Raw genomic sequence first — 17,197 nt, 5'->3', positions numbered from 1 at the left:
AGCAGTCCCATGCGTCAACGGTAGTCGCTGCCGTGCGACCACGACACACTCCGGGGGTCAGTGGCCGCGCGCGACCCAGTCGTCGTAGTGCACGATCTCGTCGCCGATGGTGGTGGTGTCGCCGTGGCCGGTGTAGACCACGGTCTCGCCGGGCAGGGTGCCGAGGCGCTTGGAGATGGAATCCAGGATGGTGGGGAAGTCGGAGTAGGAGCGTCCGGTGGCTCCGGGCCCGCCCTGGAACAGGGTGTCGCCGGAGACGACGGCGTTCAGTTCGGGCGCCGACCAGCACACCGATCCGGGCGAATGCCCCGGGGTGTGTAGGGCGTGCAGTTCGATGCCGCCCGCGCGCACCACCAGACCGTCCTCGACGGTGCGGAAGTCTTTGTCGGGGTGCACCGCCCGCCACAGCATCTCGTCGGCCGGGTGCAGCAGGACCGGCGCGTCGAGCGCCTTGCCGAGTTCGGGGGCGACGGTGATGTGATCGTTGTGGCCGTGGGTGCACACCACCGCGACGACATTGCGCCCGGCGACGGCGTCGACGATCGGTGCCGCGGTGTGCGCGGCGTCGAACACCACGACATCCGAGTCGTCACCGACGATCCAGATGTTGTTGTCGACATCCCAGGAGCCGCCGTCGAGTTCGAATTTCCCGGACGTCACCACGCGTTGGATATTGCTCATCAGAGGACCACGACCGAGCGCAGCACCTCACCGGCGTGCATTTTGTGGAAGGCGTCTTCGATGGCGTCGAGTGCGATGCGTTCGGAGACGAATTTGTCGAGGGGTAGGCGGCCTTGTTGGTGCAGGGAGATGAGGGTGGGGAAGTCGCGTTCGGGTAGGCAGTCGCCGTACCAGGAGGATTTGAGTGCTCCGCCGTGGGAGAAGAAGTCGATCAGCGGCATGTCGAGGGTCATGTCGGGGGTCGGGACGCCGACCAGCACGACGGTGCCGGCGAGGTCGCGGGCGTAGAAGGCTTGCTTCCAGGTTTCGGGGCGTCCGACGGCGTCGATGACGACGTCGGCACCGAAGCCGTCGGTGAGGTCCTGGATGGTTTCGATTGCATCGAGTTCTTTGGCGTTGATGGTGTGGGTGGCGCCGAATCCGCGGGCCCAGTCGAGTTTGGTGTTGTCGGTGTCGACGGCGATGATTTTTTTGGCGCCGACCAGGGCGGCGCCGGCGATGGCGGCATCGCCGACGCCGCCGCAGCCGATGACGGCGACGGTGTCGTCGCGGGTCACGGCGCCGGTGTTGATGGCGGCGCCGATGCCGGCCATGACGCCACAGCCCAGCAGGCCGGCCACGGCGGGGTCGGTGTCGGGGTCGACTTTGGTGCACTGTCCTTGGTGGACGAGGGTTTTGTCGGCGAAGGCGCCGATGCCCAGGGCCGGGGTGAGTTCGGTGCCGTCGGTCAGGGTCATTTTCTGGGTGGCGTTGAACGTGTCGAAGCACAGGTGGGGGCGGCCGCGTTTGCAGGCGCGGCATTCTCCGCATACTGCGCGCCAGTTGAGGATGACGAAGTCGCCGACCTCGACGTGGGTGACGCCTTCGCCGATGGATTCGACGGTGCCTGCGGCTTCGTGGCCGAGCAGGAAGGGGTATTCGTCGTTGATGCCGCCGTCGCGGTAGGTCAGGTCGGTATGGCAGACCCCGCAGGCGGTGATGTCGATGACCACCTCGCCCGGGCCGGGATCGGGGATGACGACGTCGACCAACTCGACGGGCTGCTTCTTACTCCGCGAAATCACACCACGCACTGTCTGAGCCATGCCCATAACCTAATACGGGCCGCCGAATCACCGCCCGGCCACGCCCCCGCGCGATACCGTGGATCGTGGCTGACGATCGGACCGAGCTGCTCCTCGCCGCGCGCTCGGCGTACCGCCGACATGACTGGCTGACCAGCTACGAATCGTTCAGCCGGGTCGACGGCGTGCAGGCCCTCGACACCGACGATCTCGCCGAGTTCGCGGCGGCGGCGTGGCGGCAGGGACACGGACGCGAGGCCGTCCGGATCAACGAACGGGTGCACCTCCGGCTGTTGCGCACCGATCCGGTCCTGGCCGCGATGACGGCGGCCGAACTCGGCCTGGCCTGGCTGGCCCGGGGTCACGTCGAGCCGGCGCGCGGTTGGGCGCGCCGCGCCGGGGTGCTGTTGCGGGGGGTTCCCGAGTCGCCCGCGCACGGCTACCTGGCTTATCTCATCGCGGTGGTGTCCGAAGACGCCGGCGCGCCTGCCGAAACGGCCGCGGCCGCCCGGGAGCTGACCGGGATCGCCGGACGCATCGGCGACGCCGCCGTGACCACCCTGGCGCGGGCGCTCGAGGGCATGGCCCTGGCCGAGGCGGGCGACCCGGCCGGCTACGCCGGACTGGACGGGGTGCTGCTTCCGATGCTCGACGAGCGGGTGCCGGTGCAATGGGCCGGCGATGTGTACCGGCGCGTGCTGGACCTGGCGCGGCGGCACGGCGACGGTGCGCGGCTGCGGTCCTGGACCGGGTCGATGCAGCAGTGGTGTGAAACGACCGACCCGGGCCGCACCGGGACGGCCTACCGCGCGATCTGCGACGTGCACCGGCTGACCGCAGAATCGGTGACCGACCCCGCCGACCTGGTGCGGCGCGGGATCGATCTGCGTCGTCTGGTGGCCGAGGTGGACGCGGTGGCGGCCGGCATGGCCGAGGGACTGCTGGCCCGCGGGATGGGGCGGACCCACTAGGTTTGGTTCCGATGAGCGCATTGGATGTCATCGCGAACTGGCCGGTCCCGACGGCGGCGGCCGCGGTGGTCGGACCGTCCGGGGTGATCGCCGCGCGCGGCGACATCGCCCAACCCTTCGCGCTGGCGTCGGTGACCAAACCGCTCGTGGCCCGTGCCGCCCAGGTGGCGATCGAGGAGGGGGCGGTCGATCTCGACACGCCTGCCGGTCCGCCCGGCTCGACGGTGCGGCACCTGCTCGCGCATGCGTCGGGGGTGTCGATGAACTCGGCGGATCCGCTCGCGGAGCCGGGCCGGCGCCGGGTCTACTCCAACTACGGCTTCGAACTGCTGGCGCGCGCGGTCGAGCAGGCCGCGGGCATCGACTTCGGTGCCTACCTCACCGAGGCGGTGTTCGAACCGCTCGGGATGTCGGCCTCCAAACTGCTGGGTGGGACCGAGGCCGCCGGATTCGGCGGGGTGTCGACGGTCGCGGATCTGGCCGCCTTCGCCGCCGAGCTGCTGCGGCCCACGCTGGTGTCGGCCGATATGCACGCCGCGGCCACCACGGTGCAGTTCCCGGGTCTGGACGGGGTGCTGCCCGGATTCGGGGTGCAGCGGCCCAACGACTGGGGGCTTGGCTTCGAGATCCGCGACAGCAAATCCCCGCACTGGACCGGATCGGCGAACTCGCCGGCGACGTTCGGCCATTTCGGCCAGTCCGGGACGTTTTTGTGGGTCGATCCGGCCGCCGACCTGGCGTTGATCGCGCTCACCGACCGCAACTTCGGGGACTGGACCTATCGGCTGTGGCCCGCGATATCTGATGGAGTGCTGAGAGAAATCGGCACAGACTAGCGCAACAGGCGCCACACAGGGCACAATAGACACGCACGGAACAACTGCATCTCTTTGGTAACGCCAGGTCGTTGGGGAAGACGTCCCTCGTGGAGCCGAAGGAGAAGCAGATGCGTGCATCGAATCAGTTCGCCGACGCGGCGACGGGCGTGGTGTATGTCCATGCCTCACCCGCGGCGGTATGCCCGCATGTCGAGTGGGCGTTATCGTCGACCCTGTCGGCGCGGGCCAACCTGAAGTGGACCCCGCAACCGGCCATGCCCGGCCAGTTGCGTTCGGTCACCAACTGGGTCGGGCCGGTCGGCACCGGAGCGCAGTTGGCCAATGCCCTGCGGTCCTGGTCGGTGCTGCGTTTCGAGGTCACCGAGGATCCCAGCGCCGGGGTGGACGGCCACCGCTGGTGCCACACCCCGCAGCTCGGGCTGTGGAGCGGCGCCATGAGCGCCAACGGCGACGTGATGGTCGGCGAGATGCGGCTGCGCACCCTGATGGCCGGCGGCGCCGATATGCTCGCCGCCGAACTCGACACGGTTCTCGGCACGGCCTGGGACGAATCCCTCGAGCCCTACCGCGACGGTGGCGAGACCGGAGAGGTCAGCTGGCTGAACAGGGGAGTGGGTTAAGCCGGCACCAGAATCTTCAGCGCGCGCGGCACCGCCGACACCGTCACGGGCAGCGGGGCCGCGAACTCCCCGTCGGCATAGGCGTTGATGCCCGGGGATTCGACGTGGACGGTCCTGGCCCGTGTGGTGGTGACCTCGTCGAGGTCGACGTGCGTGCCCTTGAAGACCGTCGGGAACAGCCGGATCAACCTGCTGCGTGACGCCGAGGTGATCATGGTGACATCGAGCAGGCCGTCGGAATGATCGGCACCCGGGCAGATCTGCATACCGCCCCCGTAACTGCGGGTGTTGCCGAAGGCGGCCAGGGTGAGATCGGTGCGGATCTCCGGACCGTCGTCGAAGCTCAGCCGGAACGGCAGCAGGCGCAGTTTGGATAACTCGGCGACCATCGCGAGGTTGTAGCGCATCCGGCCGTGCGGCCACCGCATCCGGTTGGTCCGGTCGCTGACCAGGGAATCGAATCCGGCCGCCATCACAGTGCCGAACCACTTCGCCGTGCCGTCGCCGGTTTCGATCCGGCCGAGGTCGACGGTCTCGGTCCGGCCTGCGACGACGATATCGGCGGCGGCCTCGGGATCGCCTGTGGGCAGGCGGTATTCGCGGGCGTGGTCGTTTCCGGTGCCGGCAGGCACGATGCCGAGCGGGACGTCACCGCCGGCCAGGGCCTGCAGCGCGAGCGAGATCACCCCGTCGCCACCGACCACCACCAGCGCATCGGTGCCGCGGTCGAGCGCCTCGTCGGCCAGCCTGCGGGCGTGTGCCGGGTCGCTGCCGACGATCGCGCACACGTCGATACCGCGCTGCTGGAACCGGGTCACGGCGCGTTCGGCGGCATGGGGTGCGTTGCCGTGCCCGGAGCGCGGGTTGGTCAGCACCGTGATGCGCGAGATCGTCCTCACGGTCACGGAATCAGCTTGCCCGGATTGAGTATTCCGGCCGGATCGAGCGTGGCCTTGACCGCCCGCAGCACCTCGACGCCGAGGTCGCCGATCTCATCGCGCATCCACGGACGGTGGTCGGAGCCGACGGCGTGGTGGTGGGTGATGGTCCCACCGGTGCGCATCATCGCCTCGGACGCGGAGGTTTTGGCCTTGTGCCACTGCTCGATCGGGTTGCCCCGCTGGGCGGTGACCACCGTGAAGTACAGCGAGGCTCCGGTCGGATACACATGCGAAATGTGGCACATCACGAGTGCCGGGGTGAGCGATTCCGTCAGCGCCTCGGTGACCGCGGCCTTGAGTGCGGCCAGGTTGGACCAGTTGGTGGCGGTCTCCAGGGTCTCGCACAGGGCACCCGCCGCCAGCAGCGAATCGCGCAGATAGGGCGCGCCGAACCGGCCGTGCTCCCAGGCCCGGGCGGGCGCCTCGCCCAGCGAGGTGCCGCCGGCGCCCTCCAGCACGGCACGGGTCTCGGCGTGCCGGCTCTCGGTGTGGGCCGGGCTGCCCTCGAACACCGTGATGGCCAGGCAGCCGCCGGTGATGCTCTCGGTGCCGATGCTGTCGGTGGTGGCCAGATTCACGCCGGTCTCGGCCTCGTCCGACAGCCGGATCACGGTCGGGCCGGTACCGGCCTGGGTGACGGCGCGCAGGGCGGCGGCGCCGGTGGCGAAATCGGGGAACGACCAGGCCTCGTAGCGGGTCGACTCCGGGGCCCGGTGTACCCGCACGCGTACCCGGGTGATGACGCCGAAGACGCCTTCCGAGCCCACCATGAGTTGACGCAGATCGGGCCCGGCCGCCGACGCCGGGGCCCGGCCGAGGTCGAGCACTCCGGCCGGGGTGACGATCCGCAGACCGCGCACCATATCGTCGAAGCGGCCGTAGCCCGCCGAATCCTGTCCGGAGGAGCGGGTGGCGGCGAACCCGCCGATGGTCGCGAACTCGAAGCTCTGCGGAAAGTGGCCGAGCGAGAACCCGTGGGCGCCGAGAAGTTCCTCGGCCCGCGGGCCGGTGACCCCGGCGCCGAGTTCGGCTTCGCCGGAGACCTCGTCGAGGCCGTGCAGGGCGTCGAGCCGGCGCAGGTCCAGCGACACGACCGCGGCGAACTCGCCGCGCAGCGGGTCGAGCCCGCCGACGACGCTGGTGCCGCCGCCGAACGGGACCACCGCGATCCGGTGTTCGCCGCAGTGGGCCAGGACGGCGGCGATCTCGTCGTCATCGGCGGGCAGCAGCACGGCGTCCGGCGCATCTTGGACCCCGGAACTATTGCGCCGCAACAGATCCAGCGTGGATTTCCCGCCGGCGTGCAGCAGCCGGGTGGTGTCGTCGTCACGGCAGTGCCCTGCGCCCACGATCGCGGTCAGCGCGTCGCGGTCCCCGGTGGTCAAGGCCGAGGGGCGCAGTCGCACCTGCTCGGGGGTCGGCTCGGCGGTGGGGGCGGTGTCAATTCCGAGGGCCTGCGCGAGCAGGGATCGGATGCCGTCGCTCAGGGGCTTCGCCGCCCGCGGGTCTCCCCAGGCATTCCACTTCATCGGGGGCGTCAACGGTTCGGCCGGACTCATCATGCGTTACAGTATTACACATGATGTCAATCAGTAACGATGCATCGCTGAGTGATCGCATCCTGGACGCCGCGGCCAGCTGCGTGCTGGCATTCGGGGTGGACCGCGTCACGCTGGCCGAGATCGCGCGCCGCGCCGGGATCAGCCGCCCCACCGTGTACCGCCGCTTCCCGGACACCCGCTCGATCCTCGCCGCGCTGCTCACCGCGCGGATCGTCGGCATCCTCGACGAGGTGGCGAATACCGGGACCGACCGGGCGGCGCTGGTCGCCCGGATCGTCACGGTGGCGGGCCGATTGCGCCGGGACGAGGTGATCACGGCCGTCCTGCACAGCGCGCCCGACCTGGCGATGGTGTACATCGCCGAACGGCTGGGCACCAGTCAGCAGATCCTCATCGATGCGCTCGCCGGGGAGCTGAAACTGGCCCAGGAAGACGGCTCCGTGCGGCCCGGCGATTCGCGTCAGCTGGCCACCATGTGCCTGCTGATCACCCAGTCCGCCATCCAGTCCGGGCAGATGGTCGAGCCGATCCTCGATGCCGACGCGCTGGCCACCGAACTGGGTCACTCGTTGAACGGATACCTGCGCCCATGAGCACCGCACTCAACCGGACCCGTCGCGCCGCCGACCTGGCCGGCCTCGCCGACGCCGGACGCGTCGACGTCATCGTCATCGGCGGTGGAATCACCGGCGCGGGTATCGCGCTGGACGCCGCATCCCGCGGGCTGAGCGTGGTTCTGGTGGAGAAACACGATCTGGCCTTCGGAACCAGTCGCTGGAGTTCCAAGCTGGTGCACGGCGGGCTGCGCTACCTGGCCACCGGCAATATCGGGATAGCCCGGCGCAGCGCGATCGAACGCGGAATCCTGATGTCGCGCAACGCCCCCCATCTGGTCAAGGCCATGCCGCAGCTGGTGCCGCTGCTGCCGTCGATGAGCCGGGCCTCCCGCGGCGTGGTCCGGGCCGGCTTCCTGGCCGGGGACGCGTTGCGGAAGCTGGCGGGCGCCGACGCAGCCACTCTGCCCCGATCGGCCCGGGTCCACCCCGCCCGTGCGATCGAGTTGGCGCCGACCGTGCGCCGGGACGGACTCGACGGGGCACTGCTGGCCTACGACGGCCAACTGATCGACGATGCCCGGCTGGTCACCGCGGTGGCACGGACCGCCGCCGGCTACGGGGCCCGCATCCTCACCCGGGTGTCGGCGACCGCCGCGCAAGGGGATTCGGTGCGGTTGACCGATCAACTCACCGGTGAGTCGTTCGACGTCGCGGCCCGCGCGGTGATCAACGCGGCGGGGGTGTGGGCGGGGGAGGTGGACCCGTCGATCCGGCTGCGGCCCAGCCGCGGAACCCATCTGGTGTTCGACGCCGCCACCTTCGGCAATCCGACTGCGGCGCTGACCATTCCGATCCCCGGTGAGCTGAACCGGTTCGTCTTCGCGATGCCCGAACAGCTGGGCCGGGTCTATCTCGGCCTCACCGACGAGGACGCGCCGGGGCCGATCCCCGATGTGCCCCAGCCGACCCCGTCCGAGGTCACCTTCCTGCTCGACACCGTCAACACCGCACTCGCCACCGCGCTGACTACCGACGACGTCCGTGGCACGTACGCCGGGCTACGGCCGCTGATCGACGACGGCACCGGCAACACCGCCGATGTGTCGCGTGACCATGCGGTGGTCGAATCGGGCAGCGGTGTGCTCAGCGTGATCGGCGGCAAGCTCACCGAATACCGCTACATGGCAGAGGATGTGCTGGATCGCGCGGTGGCGCTGCGAGGGTTGACGGCGGGCACATGTCGCACCCGGAACCTGCCGCTGGTGGGTGCCGTCGGGAATCCCGGTGCGGGACTGCCTGCGTCGCTGGTGGCCAGGTACGGGGCCGAGGCGCCGGACGTGTTCGCGCGGGCCGGCTGTGACCGGCCCACCGCGCCGGTGTCCGACGGAATCGACGTCACGCGGGCCGAATTCGAGTATGCCGTCACCCATGAGGGAGCGCTGAGCGCCGAGGACATCCTCGACCGGCGCACCAGGATCGGGCTGGTGGCCGCCGACCGTGAGCGGGCCGCCGGCGTCGCGGCCGAGATCGTCGGCGCGCTCGATTAGGAGTTGGTCAGCACGGCGTCGCGCACCGGCGAGCCGGTGTGGCGCTGCCACAGGGCCTGCACCCCGACCAGCAACTCGGGCTCGAGATCGATGACGGTGATGCGCCCGCCCATCGCGGGGCCCGCCGGTGTGGTGACGAATGCGGCGGCACCGGTGGTCAGGGGAGCGGCGACGGTGGCCGAACCCTGTACCCGGCTCACCACGTAATCGGGCTCGAACCCGGCCCGTCGGCAGGCGCTCAGCAGGAAATCGCTGTAGTAGGAGCCGCCCGGCGGTGCCCACAGGGCCAGGCGCTCGTCGGCGAGGTCCCCGATGTCGACCACGCGGCGGGCCGCCATTCGATGGGTGGCGGGCACCGCCAAGCGCACCCGGTGATAGCCGACCACCGCGGTCGAGAGCAAGTTCGTCGGCACCACCCCTCGGCGCAGCCCGAGCTGCACCGTGCCGTCGAGCACGCCGTCGAGGAGCTGATCGGGGTACAGCTGCCGGAACGTGAAAGAGGTCTCGGTGAACGCCTCGATCGCGGGCTCCATGAGCTCGTACACCTCGGCCCCGCTCAGCGCGGGCGTGTGGCCGACGACGTAGTTCTCCTCGGCTCCGTTCGCCGCCCGCTCGACGCGGTGGGCCACCGTGCGTGCCGCGGCGAGCAACGTCCGTCCCTCGTCCAGCAGCAGTTCGCCAGCTCGGGTGAGCAGCACTCGCCGGCCCTCCCGGACGAAAAGGGTTGCCGCCATTTCCTTCTCCAGCTGCCGTACCGAGCTGCTCAGCGCCTGCTGGCTCAGATGCAGACCGGCCGCGGCAGTCGTGAAACCGCCCGCCTCGGCGACCGCGATGAAGTGCCGCAGGCGGCGCAGGTCGAGCATGTGGGCTGGCACCCGGTCAGCCTATCCACAAACAGTTTTTGTGGAAACATCGGAATTCTGCGTTTTTCTATTGTCGACATCGTGGCTAACGTCGAAGCCATGAGCAAACTCGAAGGTAAGTCGGCAATCGTCGCGGCGGGGGCCAAGAACCTCGGCGGCCTGATCAGCACCACGTTGGCCTCGAAGGGTGTCAACGTCGCGGTGCACTACAACAGTGCCGCCACCGAAGCCGAGGCGGACAAGACCGTCGCGCAGGTCGAGGGGTCCGGCGCGAAGGCCATCAAGGTGCAGGGCGACCTGACGGTGCCCGCCAATGTCGAGAAGCTGTTCGACGCGGCGATCGAGGCGTTCGGCGGCGTCGACATCGCGGTCAACACCGTCGGCAAGGTGCTGCGCAAGCCGTTCACCGAAACCACTGAGGCCGAATATGATTCGATGTTCGACATCAACGCCAAGGCGGCGTATTTCTTCCTGCAGCAGGCCGGAAAGCGGCTCAACGACAACGGATCCGTGGTCACCATCGTGACGGCGCTGCTGGCCGCCTACACCGACGGCTACTCGACGTATGCGGGGTCCAAGAGCCCCGTCGAGCATTTCACCAGGGCGGCGTCCAAAGAGTTCGGGCAGCGCGGAATCAATGTGAACAACGTGGCCCCGGGGCCGATGGACACCCCGTTCTTCTACCCGCAGGAAACTCCCGAGCGGGTGGAGTTCCACAAGTCGCAGGCCATGGGCAACCGGCTGACCGAGATCACCGACATCGCCCCACTGGTGGTTTTCCTGACCGGCGAAGGACACTGGATCAACGGCCAGACCATCTTCGCCAACGGCGGTTACACCACGCGTTAACCCGCCGAGCAGACACAAACCTGCCCCTTTTCACGTGAAAAGGGGCAGGTTTATGTCTGCTGGCGCTGGGGTGGGGGCTGACACTTAAGCAAGGGTGCAAGGTCCGCGTAGCCGGACACTATTGGTTCGCGCCCGTCCGTTCAGCAGACTCGCTGCCATGACGGCGCGATGTCGGGTGGCGACTCTGGCTGTTTTGGCTCGCACGTCCACCGAAAGACAACCCCCGCTCTCATGGCAGACCCATTTCACCGGCGCCAGTTCCTGGCCCTGGGCGCCGCGCTGGCCGGCACCGGGATGCTGGCCGCCTGCGCGCCGCGGTCACCCGGTGGCAGGCCCGAGGCCGGTGGCAGCGCGGTTGCCCGGGCAGGTGGGGAGATCACCTACCTCAACGAAAAACTGATCGACGGTTACCAACAGCAACTCACCGGGTCGTGGCATGTGGCCCAGGTCTGGAACCAGGTGGTCGAGCGGCTCTTCTACTACGACGCATCCGGTGCGTTCACACCGCACCTGGCCACCGGATTCACCCAGAACGACGCCCGCACGGTATTTCGTCTCACGATCCGTGACGGTGTGACCTTCTCCAACGGCGAGCAATTGGACGCCGCAGCGGTCGCCGCCAACCTCAACCTCCTCGGCAAGGGCGACGAGGCACGCGGAATCGTGCGGGCGTCGTACTTCCCCAACGAATTCGGTGAGGCCGTCGCGGTCGGCGACCAGGAAGTCGAGATCCGGCTCACCGACCCGTTCGGCGATTTCATCCAGAAGCTCGGAGCCTGGACGACGGTGGGCATCCTCGCGCCGGAGACGATCAATGCTAGCCTGCAAGACCAGTCGGACCTCGACAAGGTCTACGGCACCGGGCCATTCGTGGTGGATTCGTGGATACCCAACAAGGAAGTCGTGCTGACCCGGCGTGCCGACTATGCCTGGCCGCGGGCCGACACCAAGCACCGCGGCGCCACCTTCCTCGACCGGATCACGGTCCAGCAGATCAAGGAACCCTCGCTGCGGGTCGGTGCCCTGGAGTCGGGGCAGGTCGACATCGTTCACTACGTGCAGCCGACCGAGGAGCCGCGCGTCGACGAATCCGGCTTCCAACTGATCGCGCCCACCTTCTTCGGCAGCGTGTGGGGACTGCAACTGCGGTTGACCGCACCGCATCTCGACGACATCCGGGTCCGGCGGGCACTCACACACGGCATCGACCGGCAGGAGATCCTGCAGACGAACTACCCGGGCGGCGAGTGGACCGAGGCCAAGTCGATATTCAACGACATCGTGCCCGGGACGCTGGACCTGCGCGATCGCTTCGGCTATGACCCGGACCTGGCGAACCGCCTGCTCGACGAGGCCGGCTGGACCGCGCGCGACGACGACGGCTACCGGACGCGCAACGGTGAACAGCTCAACCTGTTCATCTACCCATCGGTGTTCATCACCACCGCGAAGTCGGATCTGCAGCTGCTCGCGCAACAATGGAGGAAGATCGGCGTCAAGCTCGACATCAAGGGCGTCGACTTCACCACCTACAACACCGTCACGGCCGCACCCGATGTTCCGCTGTACGAGAACCATTGGCTCGCCGGCAGCCAGAGTGAGGCGTGGCGGTGGTGGCACAGCTCGCAGGCCAACCAATTCAAGGCGCCGGGCCCCGAACTCGACGGGCTGCTCACCGACCTCGCCCAGGCCAAGACCGACGACGCGCGGATCGCGGCGTCGAAGAGAGTCCAGGAGTACGTGATCGACAACGCCTATTACATCCCCATCCACGAGTTCCGGCAGACCTGGGGTGCGCATCCCAGGCTGCAGGGCCTGCAGGTGGACGGGCTGGGACTGATCAGTTTCTACGACGCCTGGATCGACACGTAATCGTATGTCGCCCAACGCAAAGTACGTGCTGTCCCGAATCGGTCAGGCCGCCGTGGCCGCCTTCGGTGTGTACCTGGTGGTGTTCGTCATCGTCACGGTCCTGCCGGGCGACCCCGTCTCCAGCCACCTGCGCAACCCCGAGTTCAACTACTCGGAGGACGAGATCGCGCGGCTGCTCGCGTATTACCAGCTGGACCGGCCGTTGTGGGAGCAGCTCGGCGTCGCGTTGGCCCGCCTCGCCCACGGCGATTTCGGGTTGTCGCTCAGCGCGAACCGGCCGGTGACGGCCGTGCTGTGGGACGGCATCCCGTCGACGCTGCAACTGGCCGGAGCCGCGTTCGTCATCGCGACCGTGTTGGCGTTCGGTATCGCGTTTGCCGCGTCCTACCTTCCCGAGCGGTTCGGTGGCGGCCTGTTCCGGGCGTTCCCGTCGCTCTTCCTGTCGATGCCGAACTTCTTCATCGGGCTGATCATCATCGACGTGTTCTCGTTTCAGCTCGGTCTGTTCCGGATCAACGACTTCCAGAGTCTCAACGCCTTGCTCTATCCCGCTGTGACGCTGGCCATCCCGGCGTCCGCCCCGATCGCGCAGGTCTTCATCACGGCACTGGACGGAGCCCGCGCCGAGCAGTACGCCACCGTGGCGATATCCAAGGGCATCACCAAGTTTCACCTGCTGACCCGGCACCTGTTGCCGAACGCCGCGCTGCCGACGCTCACCATCGCGGCGATCATCGTCGGCGATCTGCTCGGCGGATCGATCATCACCGAGGCCATCTTCGGCCGCACCGGAGTCGGCAGCATCATCGAACTCGCCGCGACCGAACAGGATGTGCCGGTGCTGCAGGCCGCCGTCACGCTCGCCGCGGTGTTGTTCCTGCTGATCAACCTGGCAGTGGACCTCGTCTACCCCGTGCTCGATCCACGTCTGAGAAAGGAGCCGGTCCAGTGGTGACGCTCGCAGTCCTGCCGCGGTTGACCCTGCGGCTACCGGCTGCCAAGGTCGGCCACGTCTATACGGCGGTGGCCCTCATCGTCGTCCTGACCATTCTGGCGTGGGCGGTGGTGCCCGGTCTGTTCACCGGCCACGACCCCTACGTCGGCACACCGCCGGACAACTTCCAACCGCCATCGGTCCGCCATGTCTTCGGCACCGACCAGTTCGGCCGTGACATCTTCGCGCGGGTGGTGTTCGGCACCCGGCCCGCGGTGCTCACGGCATTGCTCGCGGTGACGATCGGTCTGGTGTGCGGCGGGCTGCTCGGACTGGTCGCGGGGTTCTTCGGCCGTACCACCGATGCCGTCCTCGGCCGGGCGATCGACATGTTGCTGGCCATCCCCGGCTTCCTGCTCGCGGTCATCGTCGTCGTCTCCCTGGGCTTCGCCTCTGTCAATGCCGCCATCGCAGTGGGGATCTCGTCGGTCGCCGTGTTCGGCCGGCTGATCCGCTCCGAAGTGCTCCGGGTCAAGAGCCTGCCGTTCGTCGAGTCGTCATACCTGATCGGCAGCAACAAGTTCACCGTGCTGTTCAGGCACGTGCTGCCCAATGCGTACCGCTCGGTGCTGGCTCTGGCCGTCCTGCAGTTCGGCCTCGCGATCATCAGCATCTCCGCGCTGGCATTCCTCGGGTACGGCAACCCGCCACCGAGCCCGGACTGGGGACTGCTGGTCGCCGAGGGCAAGGACTTCATGTACCGCTACCCGTGGCTGGTCTATGCGCCGGGACTCGTGATGATCGCGTCGGTGGTATCGCTCAACCAGCTCAGCAAGTCGATCGGCAGGGGGAACTGATATGACGATCTCGGCGGTGGCACCGCGCCAACGCGAACAGCCCACGGTCATGGATCGTCTGCTCGACGTGCGTGATCTCACCGTGGCCTACGGTGGCCGTCTCGGCGCACCGACCGTCAGCGGGGTCTCGTTCGAGGTCCAGGCGGGCGAGACGGTGGCGATCGTCGGGGAGTCCGGATCGGGAAAGTCGACCGTCGTCAACGCGATCCTGAGGCTGCTCGATCCGAGGGTCGCGGTGAGCGGCAGGGTCGAGTTCGACCGGCGCGACATCCTCGCGCTCCGCGAACGCGGATTCCGGCCGCTGCGCGGGCGCCGGATCGGGTTCGTGCCACAGGATCCCACCGCGTCGCTCAACCCGGTGCGTCGGATCGACGGTCAGATCTTCGAGGCATACCGCGCCTCGGGACTGCCCGAATACGCCGATTCGGACCGGTATTTCGAGCACGCGCACCGGCTGCTGGAATCCGTCGGCATCGTCAGTCCCGAACGCGCCCTGCGCGCCTACCCGCACCAACTCTCCGGCGGCCAGTTGCAGCGGGTCCTGATCGGCATCGCGATCGCGCAACGGCCCCGGCTCGTCGTCGCCGACGAACCGACCTCCGCGTTGGACGTGACCATCCAGAAGCGGATCCTTGACCTGATCGACCGCCTCAAGGCCGACAGTGGGCTGTCGGTCCTGCTGGTCACCCACGATCTCTCGCTGGCTGCCGAGCGGGCCGACAAGGTGATCGTGCTCAACGCCGGCAAGGTCGAGGAGTACGGCACGTCCGCCGAGGCGCTGCAGAATCCGCGGTCGGCATACGCGCGGGCGCTCATCGGTGACGTGCCGAGCCTCAACCTGGACCGGTTCGTCGGCGCCGCGCGGCACCGCCCTGAGCCGGCGGCAGACCAGTTCGCCCTTCGAGTCATGAATGTGCACAAGCACTTCGGCCATGGTGCGCACCGGATCGAGGCTCTCAAAGGCGTTTCGGTCGACCTCCCCGCGGGCCGTACCCACGCGCTGGTGGGGGAGTCCGGATCCGGCAAGTCCACCCTGGCGCGCATCATCATGCGCCTCGAAGAACCCGACAAGGGGCAGGTTCTCGTCGCGGGACAGGACGTCTCGCACCTGCGCCGCGCACAGCTGCGCGATGCGCATCGCAACCTACAGCTTGTCTACCAGAACCCGTACACGTCACTCGATCCCACCTTCTCGGTGGACCGGTTGGTGGGCGAGCCGTTGCTGCGGTACCGGCTGGGGACCCGCGCGCAACGCAAACGTCGGGTCGGGGAGGTACTCGACCTGGTCAGGTTGGGGGAAACGCTGCGGCATCGACCGATTGGTGAACTGTCCGGCGGGCAGCGGCAGCGCGTGGCGATCGCCCGGGCCCTCAGCATCAGTCCCAAGGTGCTGGTCCTCGACGAGCCGACCTCGGCGCTGGACGTCACGGTCCAGGCGCAGATCCTGGAGGTTCTCGTCGACCTGCAGGTTGCGCTGGGCCTGAGTTATCTGTTCATCTCCCACGACCTCAGTGTGGTCCGCCAGTTCGCTGATACCGTGACCGTTCTGCAGCACGGCGAGGTCAAGGAGGTCGGACGTGCCGACGAGGTATTCGCGCACCCTCGCGACGACTACACCCGCACACTGGTGAATTCGATCCCGGGAGCGGCGCGATGAGCCGATACCTGCGGTTCATGGTCAACCTGATCCCCGGGCCGCTGCAGACCGCGGACGGGCGGCACCCGTTCGTCGACATCGACGACTTCGTCGCCTCGGCCCGACTCGCCGAGCAGGCCAGGGTCGATGCGGTGTTCTTCGCCGATTCGCAGGGCCTTGGGCCGAAAGGGCTGGGCTTCGCATACCTGGATCCGCTGATCGTGCTGCCCGCGCTGGCGCGGGAGACCGAGCACGTGGGGTTGGTCGCCACCGCATCGACCACATACGGCCCGCCCTACACGTTGGCACGGGCGATCCTGTCCCTCGACCACATCTCACACGGCCGGGCCGGGTGGAACATCATCACCACGATGGAGCCGTCCGTCGCCCGGAATTTCGGGCTCGACGCACCGCCGACCCGTGCCGAGCGCTATCGCCGCGCCACGGAGTTCGCCGAGGTCGTCGAAAAGCTCTGGGCCTCTTGGCGGGACGACGTGACCGAGACGTGGGACCTGGACCGGCTCGCCCGCGCGCCGATCGACCATCACGGCGAGTTCTTCTCGGTCGCCGGGCCACTGCAGGTCCCGCGCTCGCCGCAGGGCAAGCCGCTGATCCTGCAGGCCGGTGGATCGTCGGACGGCATCGACGTCGCCGCCCGCTTCGCCGATGCGGTGTTCTCGGCCGGGCTCACCGAGGACGCCTCCCGCGACTACCGGGAGCGGCTCACCAAGGAAGCGCGGAACCGGCGGGGCGACTCGGCGCAGGTGTCGGTGCTGCCCGGGGTCTATTTCACCGTCGGCAGCACCGACGCGGAGGTGCGACGGCTGATCGAGGAAGCCGAACGTGGTCTCGACGGCAGCGAGGCGTTCGCGCGTTTCGCGGGCCGCTACGACCTCGACCCCGACTCCCTGGACCTCGACGGGCCGGTCCCGCCGGAGGTCGGGATCACCGACACCACCCGCTCGATCGGTTTCGCGCAGGGCGCCGCCGCGTTGGCCACCGCCGACCCCGCCCTGACCCTGCGCCGGTTCATCGTCCAGGGTGGAGGCGGGCACCGGCGGATCTTCGGCACTCCCGAACTCATCGCCGAGGACCTCGTCGGCTGGGCCGACCGCGGTGCTGCCGACGGGTACACGGTGTTCGTGGAATCACTGCCCCAGTTCGCCGAGCACATCGTGCCGGAGCTGTGGAAACGTGGCGTGCACCGCCGCGAGTACGACGGTTCGACACTGCGGGCCAACTTCGCCCAGCACTCGGGCTGACTTAACCCGCCGAGCAGACACAAACCTGCCCCTTTTCACGTGAAAAGGGGCAGGTTTGTGTCTGCTGGCGCTGGGGTGCGTGTGCCAACATGGTGGCGTGAGGTTCGCCGATGTCAGCCAGGGATCGCAGGGGGCGGGATAG

General features: G+C 68.4%; 16 protein-coding genes. 11 read left to right on the top strand and 5 right to left on the bottom strand.

Translation table 11 applies throughout. From position 1 onward, the window contains the following. Positions 1 to 57: 57 nt before the first annotated feature. On the bottom strand, positions 58 to 681 hold the full coding sequence (locus ACWDTP_RS01445; RefSeq protein ID WP_450015809.1) for an MBL fold metallo-hydrolase: 624 nt from the start codon (positions 679 to 681) through the stop codon (positions 58 to 60). After that, complete coding sequence (locus ACWDTP_RS01440; protein ID WP_450015807.1) at positions 681 to 1,766, bottom strand: S-(hydroxymethyl)mycothiol dehydrogenase; 1,086 nt, start codon at positions 1,764 to 1,766, stop codon at positions 681 to 683. Before ACWDTP_RS01440 ends, ACWDTP_RS01445 begins: the two co-directional genes overlap by 1 nt. A gap of 65 nt (positions 1,767 to 1,831) precedes the next feature. Here ACWDTP_RS01440 and ACWDTP_RS01435 point away from each other — a divergent pair, with 65 nt between their 5' ends. The 3 genes from ACWDTP_RS01435 (at position 1,832) to ACWDTP_RS01425 (ending at position 4,175) form a co-directional block, all read left to right on the top strand. Then, positions 1,832 to 2,716: a chemotaxis protein CheY gene (locus ACWDTP_RS01435; RefSeq protein ID WP_450015805.1), complete on the top strand. Its 885-nt coding sequence runs from the start codon at positions 1,832 to 1,834 to the stop codon at positions 2,714 to 2,716. Positions 2,717 to 2,727: 11 nt separating this feature from the next. After that, complete coding sequence (locus tag ACWDTP_RS01430; protein ID WP_450015803.1) at positions 2,728 to 3,552, top strand: serine hydrolase domain-containing protein; 825 nt, start codon at positions 2,728 to 2,730, stop codon at positions 3,550 to 3,552. A 110-nt stretch (positions 3,553 to 3,662) separates the two neighbouring features. Continuing rightward, entirely contained in the window at positions 3,663 to 4,175 is a 513-nt protein-coding gene (locus ACWDTP_RS01425; RefSeq protein WP_450015801.1) for a DUF3145 domain-containing protein, read from the top strand. On the opposite strand, the gene ACWDTP_RS01420 is transcribed toward ACWDTP_RS01425, so the two are convergent. Both ACWDTP_RS01420 and ACWDTP_RS01415 read right to left on the bottom strand, forming a co-directional pair. Beyond that, positions 4,172 to 5,080: a diacylglycerol kinase gene (locus tag ACWDTP_RS01420; RefSeq protein WP_450015799.1), complete on the bottom strand. Its 909-nt coding sequence runs from the start codon at positions 5,078 to 5,080 to the stop codon at positions 4,172 to 4,174. The two genes, ACWDTP_RS01425 and ACWDTP_RS01420, sit on opposite strands and share 4 nt — an antisense overlap. Further along, complete coding sequence (locus ACWDTP_RS01415; protein WP_450015863.1) at positions 5,077 to 6,645, bottom strand: FAD-binding oxidoreductase; 1,569 nt, start codon at positions 6,643 to 6,645, stop codon at positions 5,077 to 5,079. Before ACWDTP_RS01415 ends, ACWDTP_RS01420 begins: the two co-directional genes overlap by 4 nt. 50 nt (positions 6,646 to 6,695) lie before the next feature. Between ACWDTP_RS01415 and ACWDTP_RS01410 the strand changes: the two genes are divergently transcribed. Both ACWDTP_RS01410 and ACWDTP_RS01405 read left to right on the top strand, forming a co-directional pair. After that, entirely contained in the window at positions 6,696 to 7,271 is a 576-nt protein-coding gene (locus tag ACWDTP_RS01410) for a TetR/AcrR family transcriptional regulator (RefSeq protein WP_450015797.1), read from the top strand. Continuing rightward, on the top strand, positions 7,268 to 8,782 hold the full coding sequence (locus ACWDTP_RS01405) for a glycerol-3-phosphate dehydrogenase/oxidase (protein WP_450015795.1): 1,515 nt from the start codon (positions 7,268 to 7,270) through the stop codon (positions 8,780 to 8,782). The genes ACWDTP_RS01410 and ACWDTP_RS01405 overlap by 4 nt, the downstream gene beginning before the upstream one ends. On the opposite strand, the gene ACWDTP_RS01400 is transcribed toward ACWDTP_RS01405, so the two are convergent. Continuing rightward, complete coding sequence (locus ACWDTP_RS01400; protein ID WP_450015861.1) at positions 8,779 to 9,645, bottom strand: LysR family transcriptional regulator; 867 nt, start codon at positions 9,643 to 9,645, stop codon at positions 8,779 to 8,781. The genes ACWDTP_RS01405 and ACWDTP_RS01400 overlap by 4 nt on opposite strands. A 99-nt stretch (positions 9,646 to 9,744) precedes the next feature. On the opposite strand from ACWDTP_RS01400, the gene ACWDTP_RS01395 reads away from it, so the two are divergent. The 6 genes from ACWDTP_RS01395 to ACWDTP_RS01370 all read left to right on the top strand — a co-directional run bounded on the left by ACWDTP_RS01395 (position 9,745) and on the right by ACWDTP_RS01370 (position 17,055). Then, positions 9,745 to 10,494 carry an SDR family oxidoreductase gene (locus ACWDTP_RS01395; protein ID WP_450015793.1) on the top strand — a complete coding sequence of 250 codons (750 nt, stop codon included), beginning with the start codon at positions 9,745 to 9,747 and terminating at the stop codon, positions 10,492 to 10,494. 231 nt (positions 10,495 to 10,725) lie between these two features. Then, positions 10,726 to 12,366 carry an ABC transporter substrate-binding protein gene (locus ACWDTP_RS01390; RefSeq protein ID WP_450015791.1) on the top strand — a complete coding sequence of 547 codons (1,641 nt, stop codon included), beginning with the start codon at positions 10,726 to 10,728 and terminating at the stop codon, positions 12,364 to 12,366. Between the two features lie 4 nt (positions 12,367 to 12,370). Then, complete coding sequence (locus tag ACWDTP_RS01385; RefSeq protein WP_450015789.1) at positions 12,371 to 13,321, top strand: ABC transporter permease; 951 nt, start codon at positions 12,371 to 12,373, stop codon at positions 13,319 to 13,321. After that, positions 13,318 to 14,157 carry an ABC transporter permease gene (locus ACWDTP_RS01380; RefSeq protein WP_450015787.1) on the top strand — a complete coding sequence of 280 codons (840 nt, stop codon included), beginning with the start codon at positions 13,318 to 13,320 and terminating at the stop codon, positions 14,155 to 14,157. The genes ACWDTP_RS01385 and ACWDTP_RS01380 overlap by 4 nt, the downstream gene beginning before the upstream one ends. A 1-nt stretch (position 14,158) precedes the next feature. Further along, positions 14,159 to 15,814, top strand: coding sequence for an ABC transporter ATP-binding protein (locus ACWDTP_RS01375; protein WP_450015785.1), 1,656 nt, complete (start codon positions 14,159 to 14,161; stop codon positions 15,812 to 15,814). Further along, positions 15,811 to 17,055 carry an NtaA/DmoA family FMN-dependent monooxygenase gene (locus ACWDTP_RS01370; RefSeq protein ID WP_450015783.1) on the top strand — a complete coding sequence of 415 codons (1,245 nt, stop codon included), beginning with the start codon at positions 15,811 to 15,813 and terminating at the stop codon, positions 17,053 to 17,055. Before ACWDTP_RS01375 ends, ACWDTP_RS01370 begins: the two co-directional genes overlap by 4 nt. Positions 17,056 to 17,197 lie beyond the last annotated feature (142 nt).

The sequence above is a fragment of the Mycobacterium sp. NPDC003449 genome, from assembly GCF_053588415.1.
The sequence above is the reverse complement of the archived record's forward strand: the minus strand, read 5'-3'. Positions and strand labels throughout refer to the sequence as shown.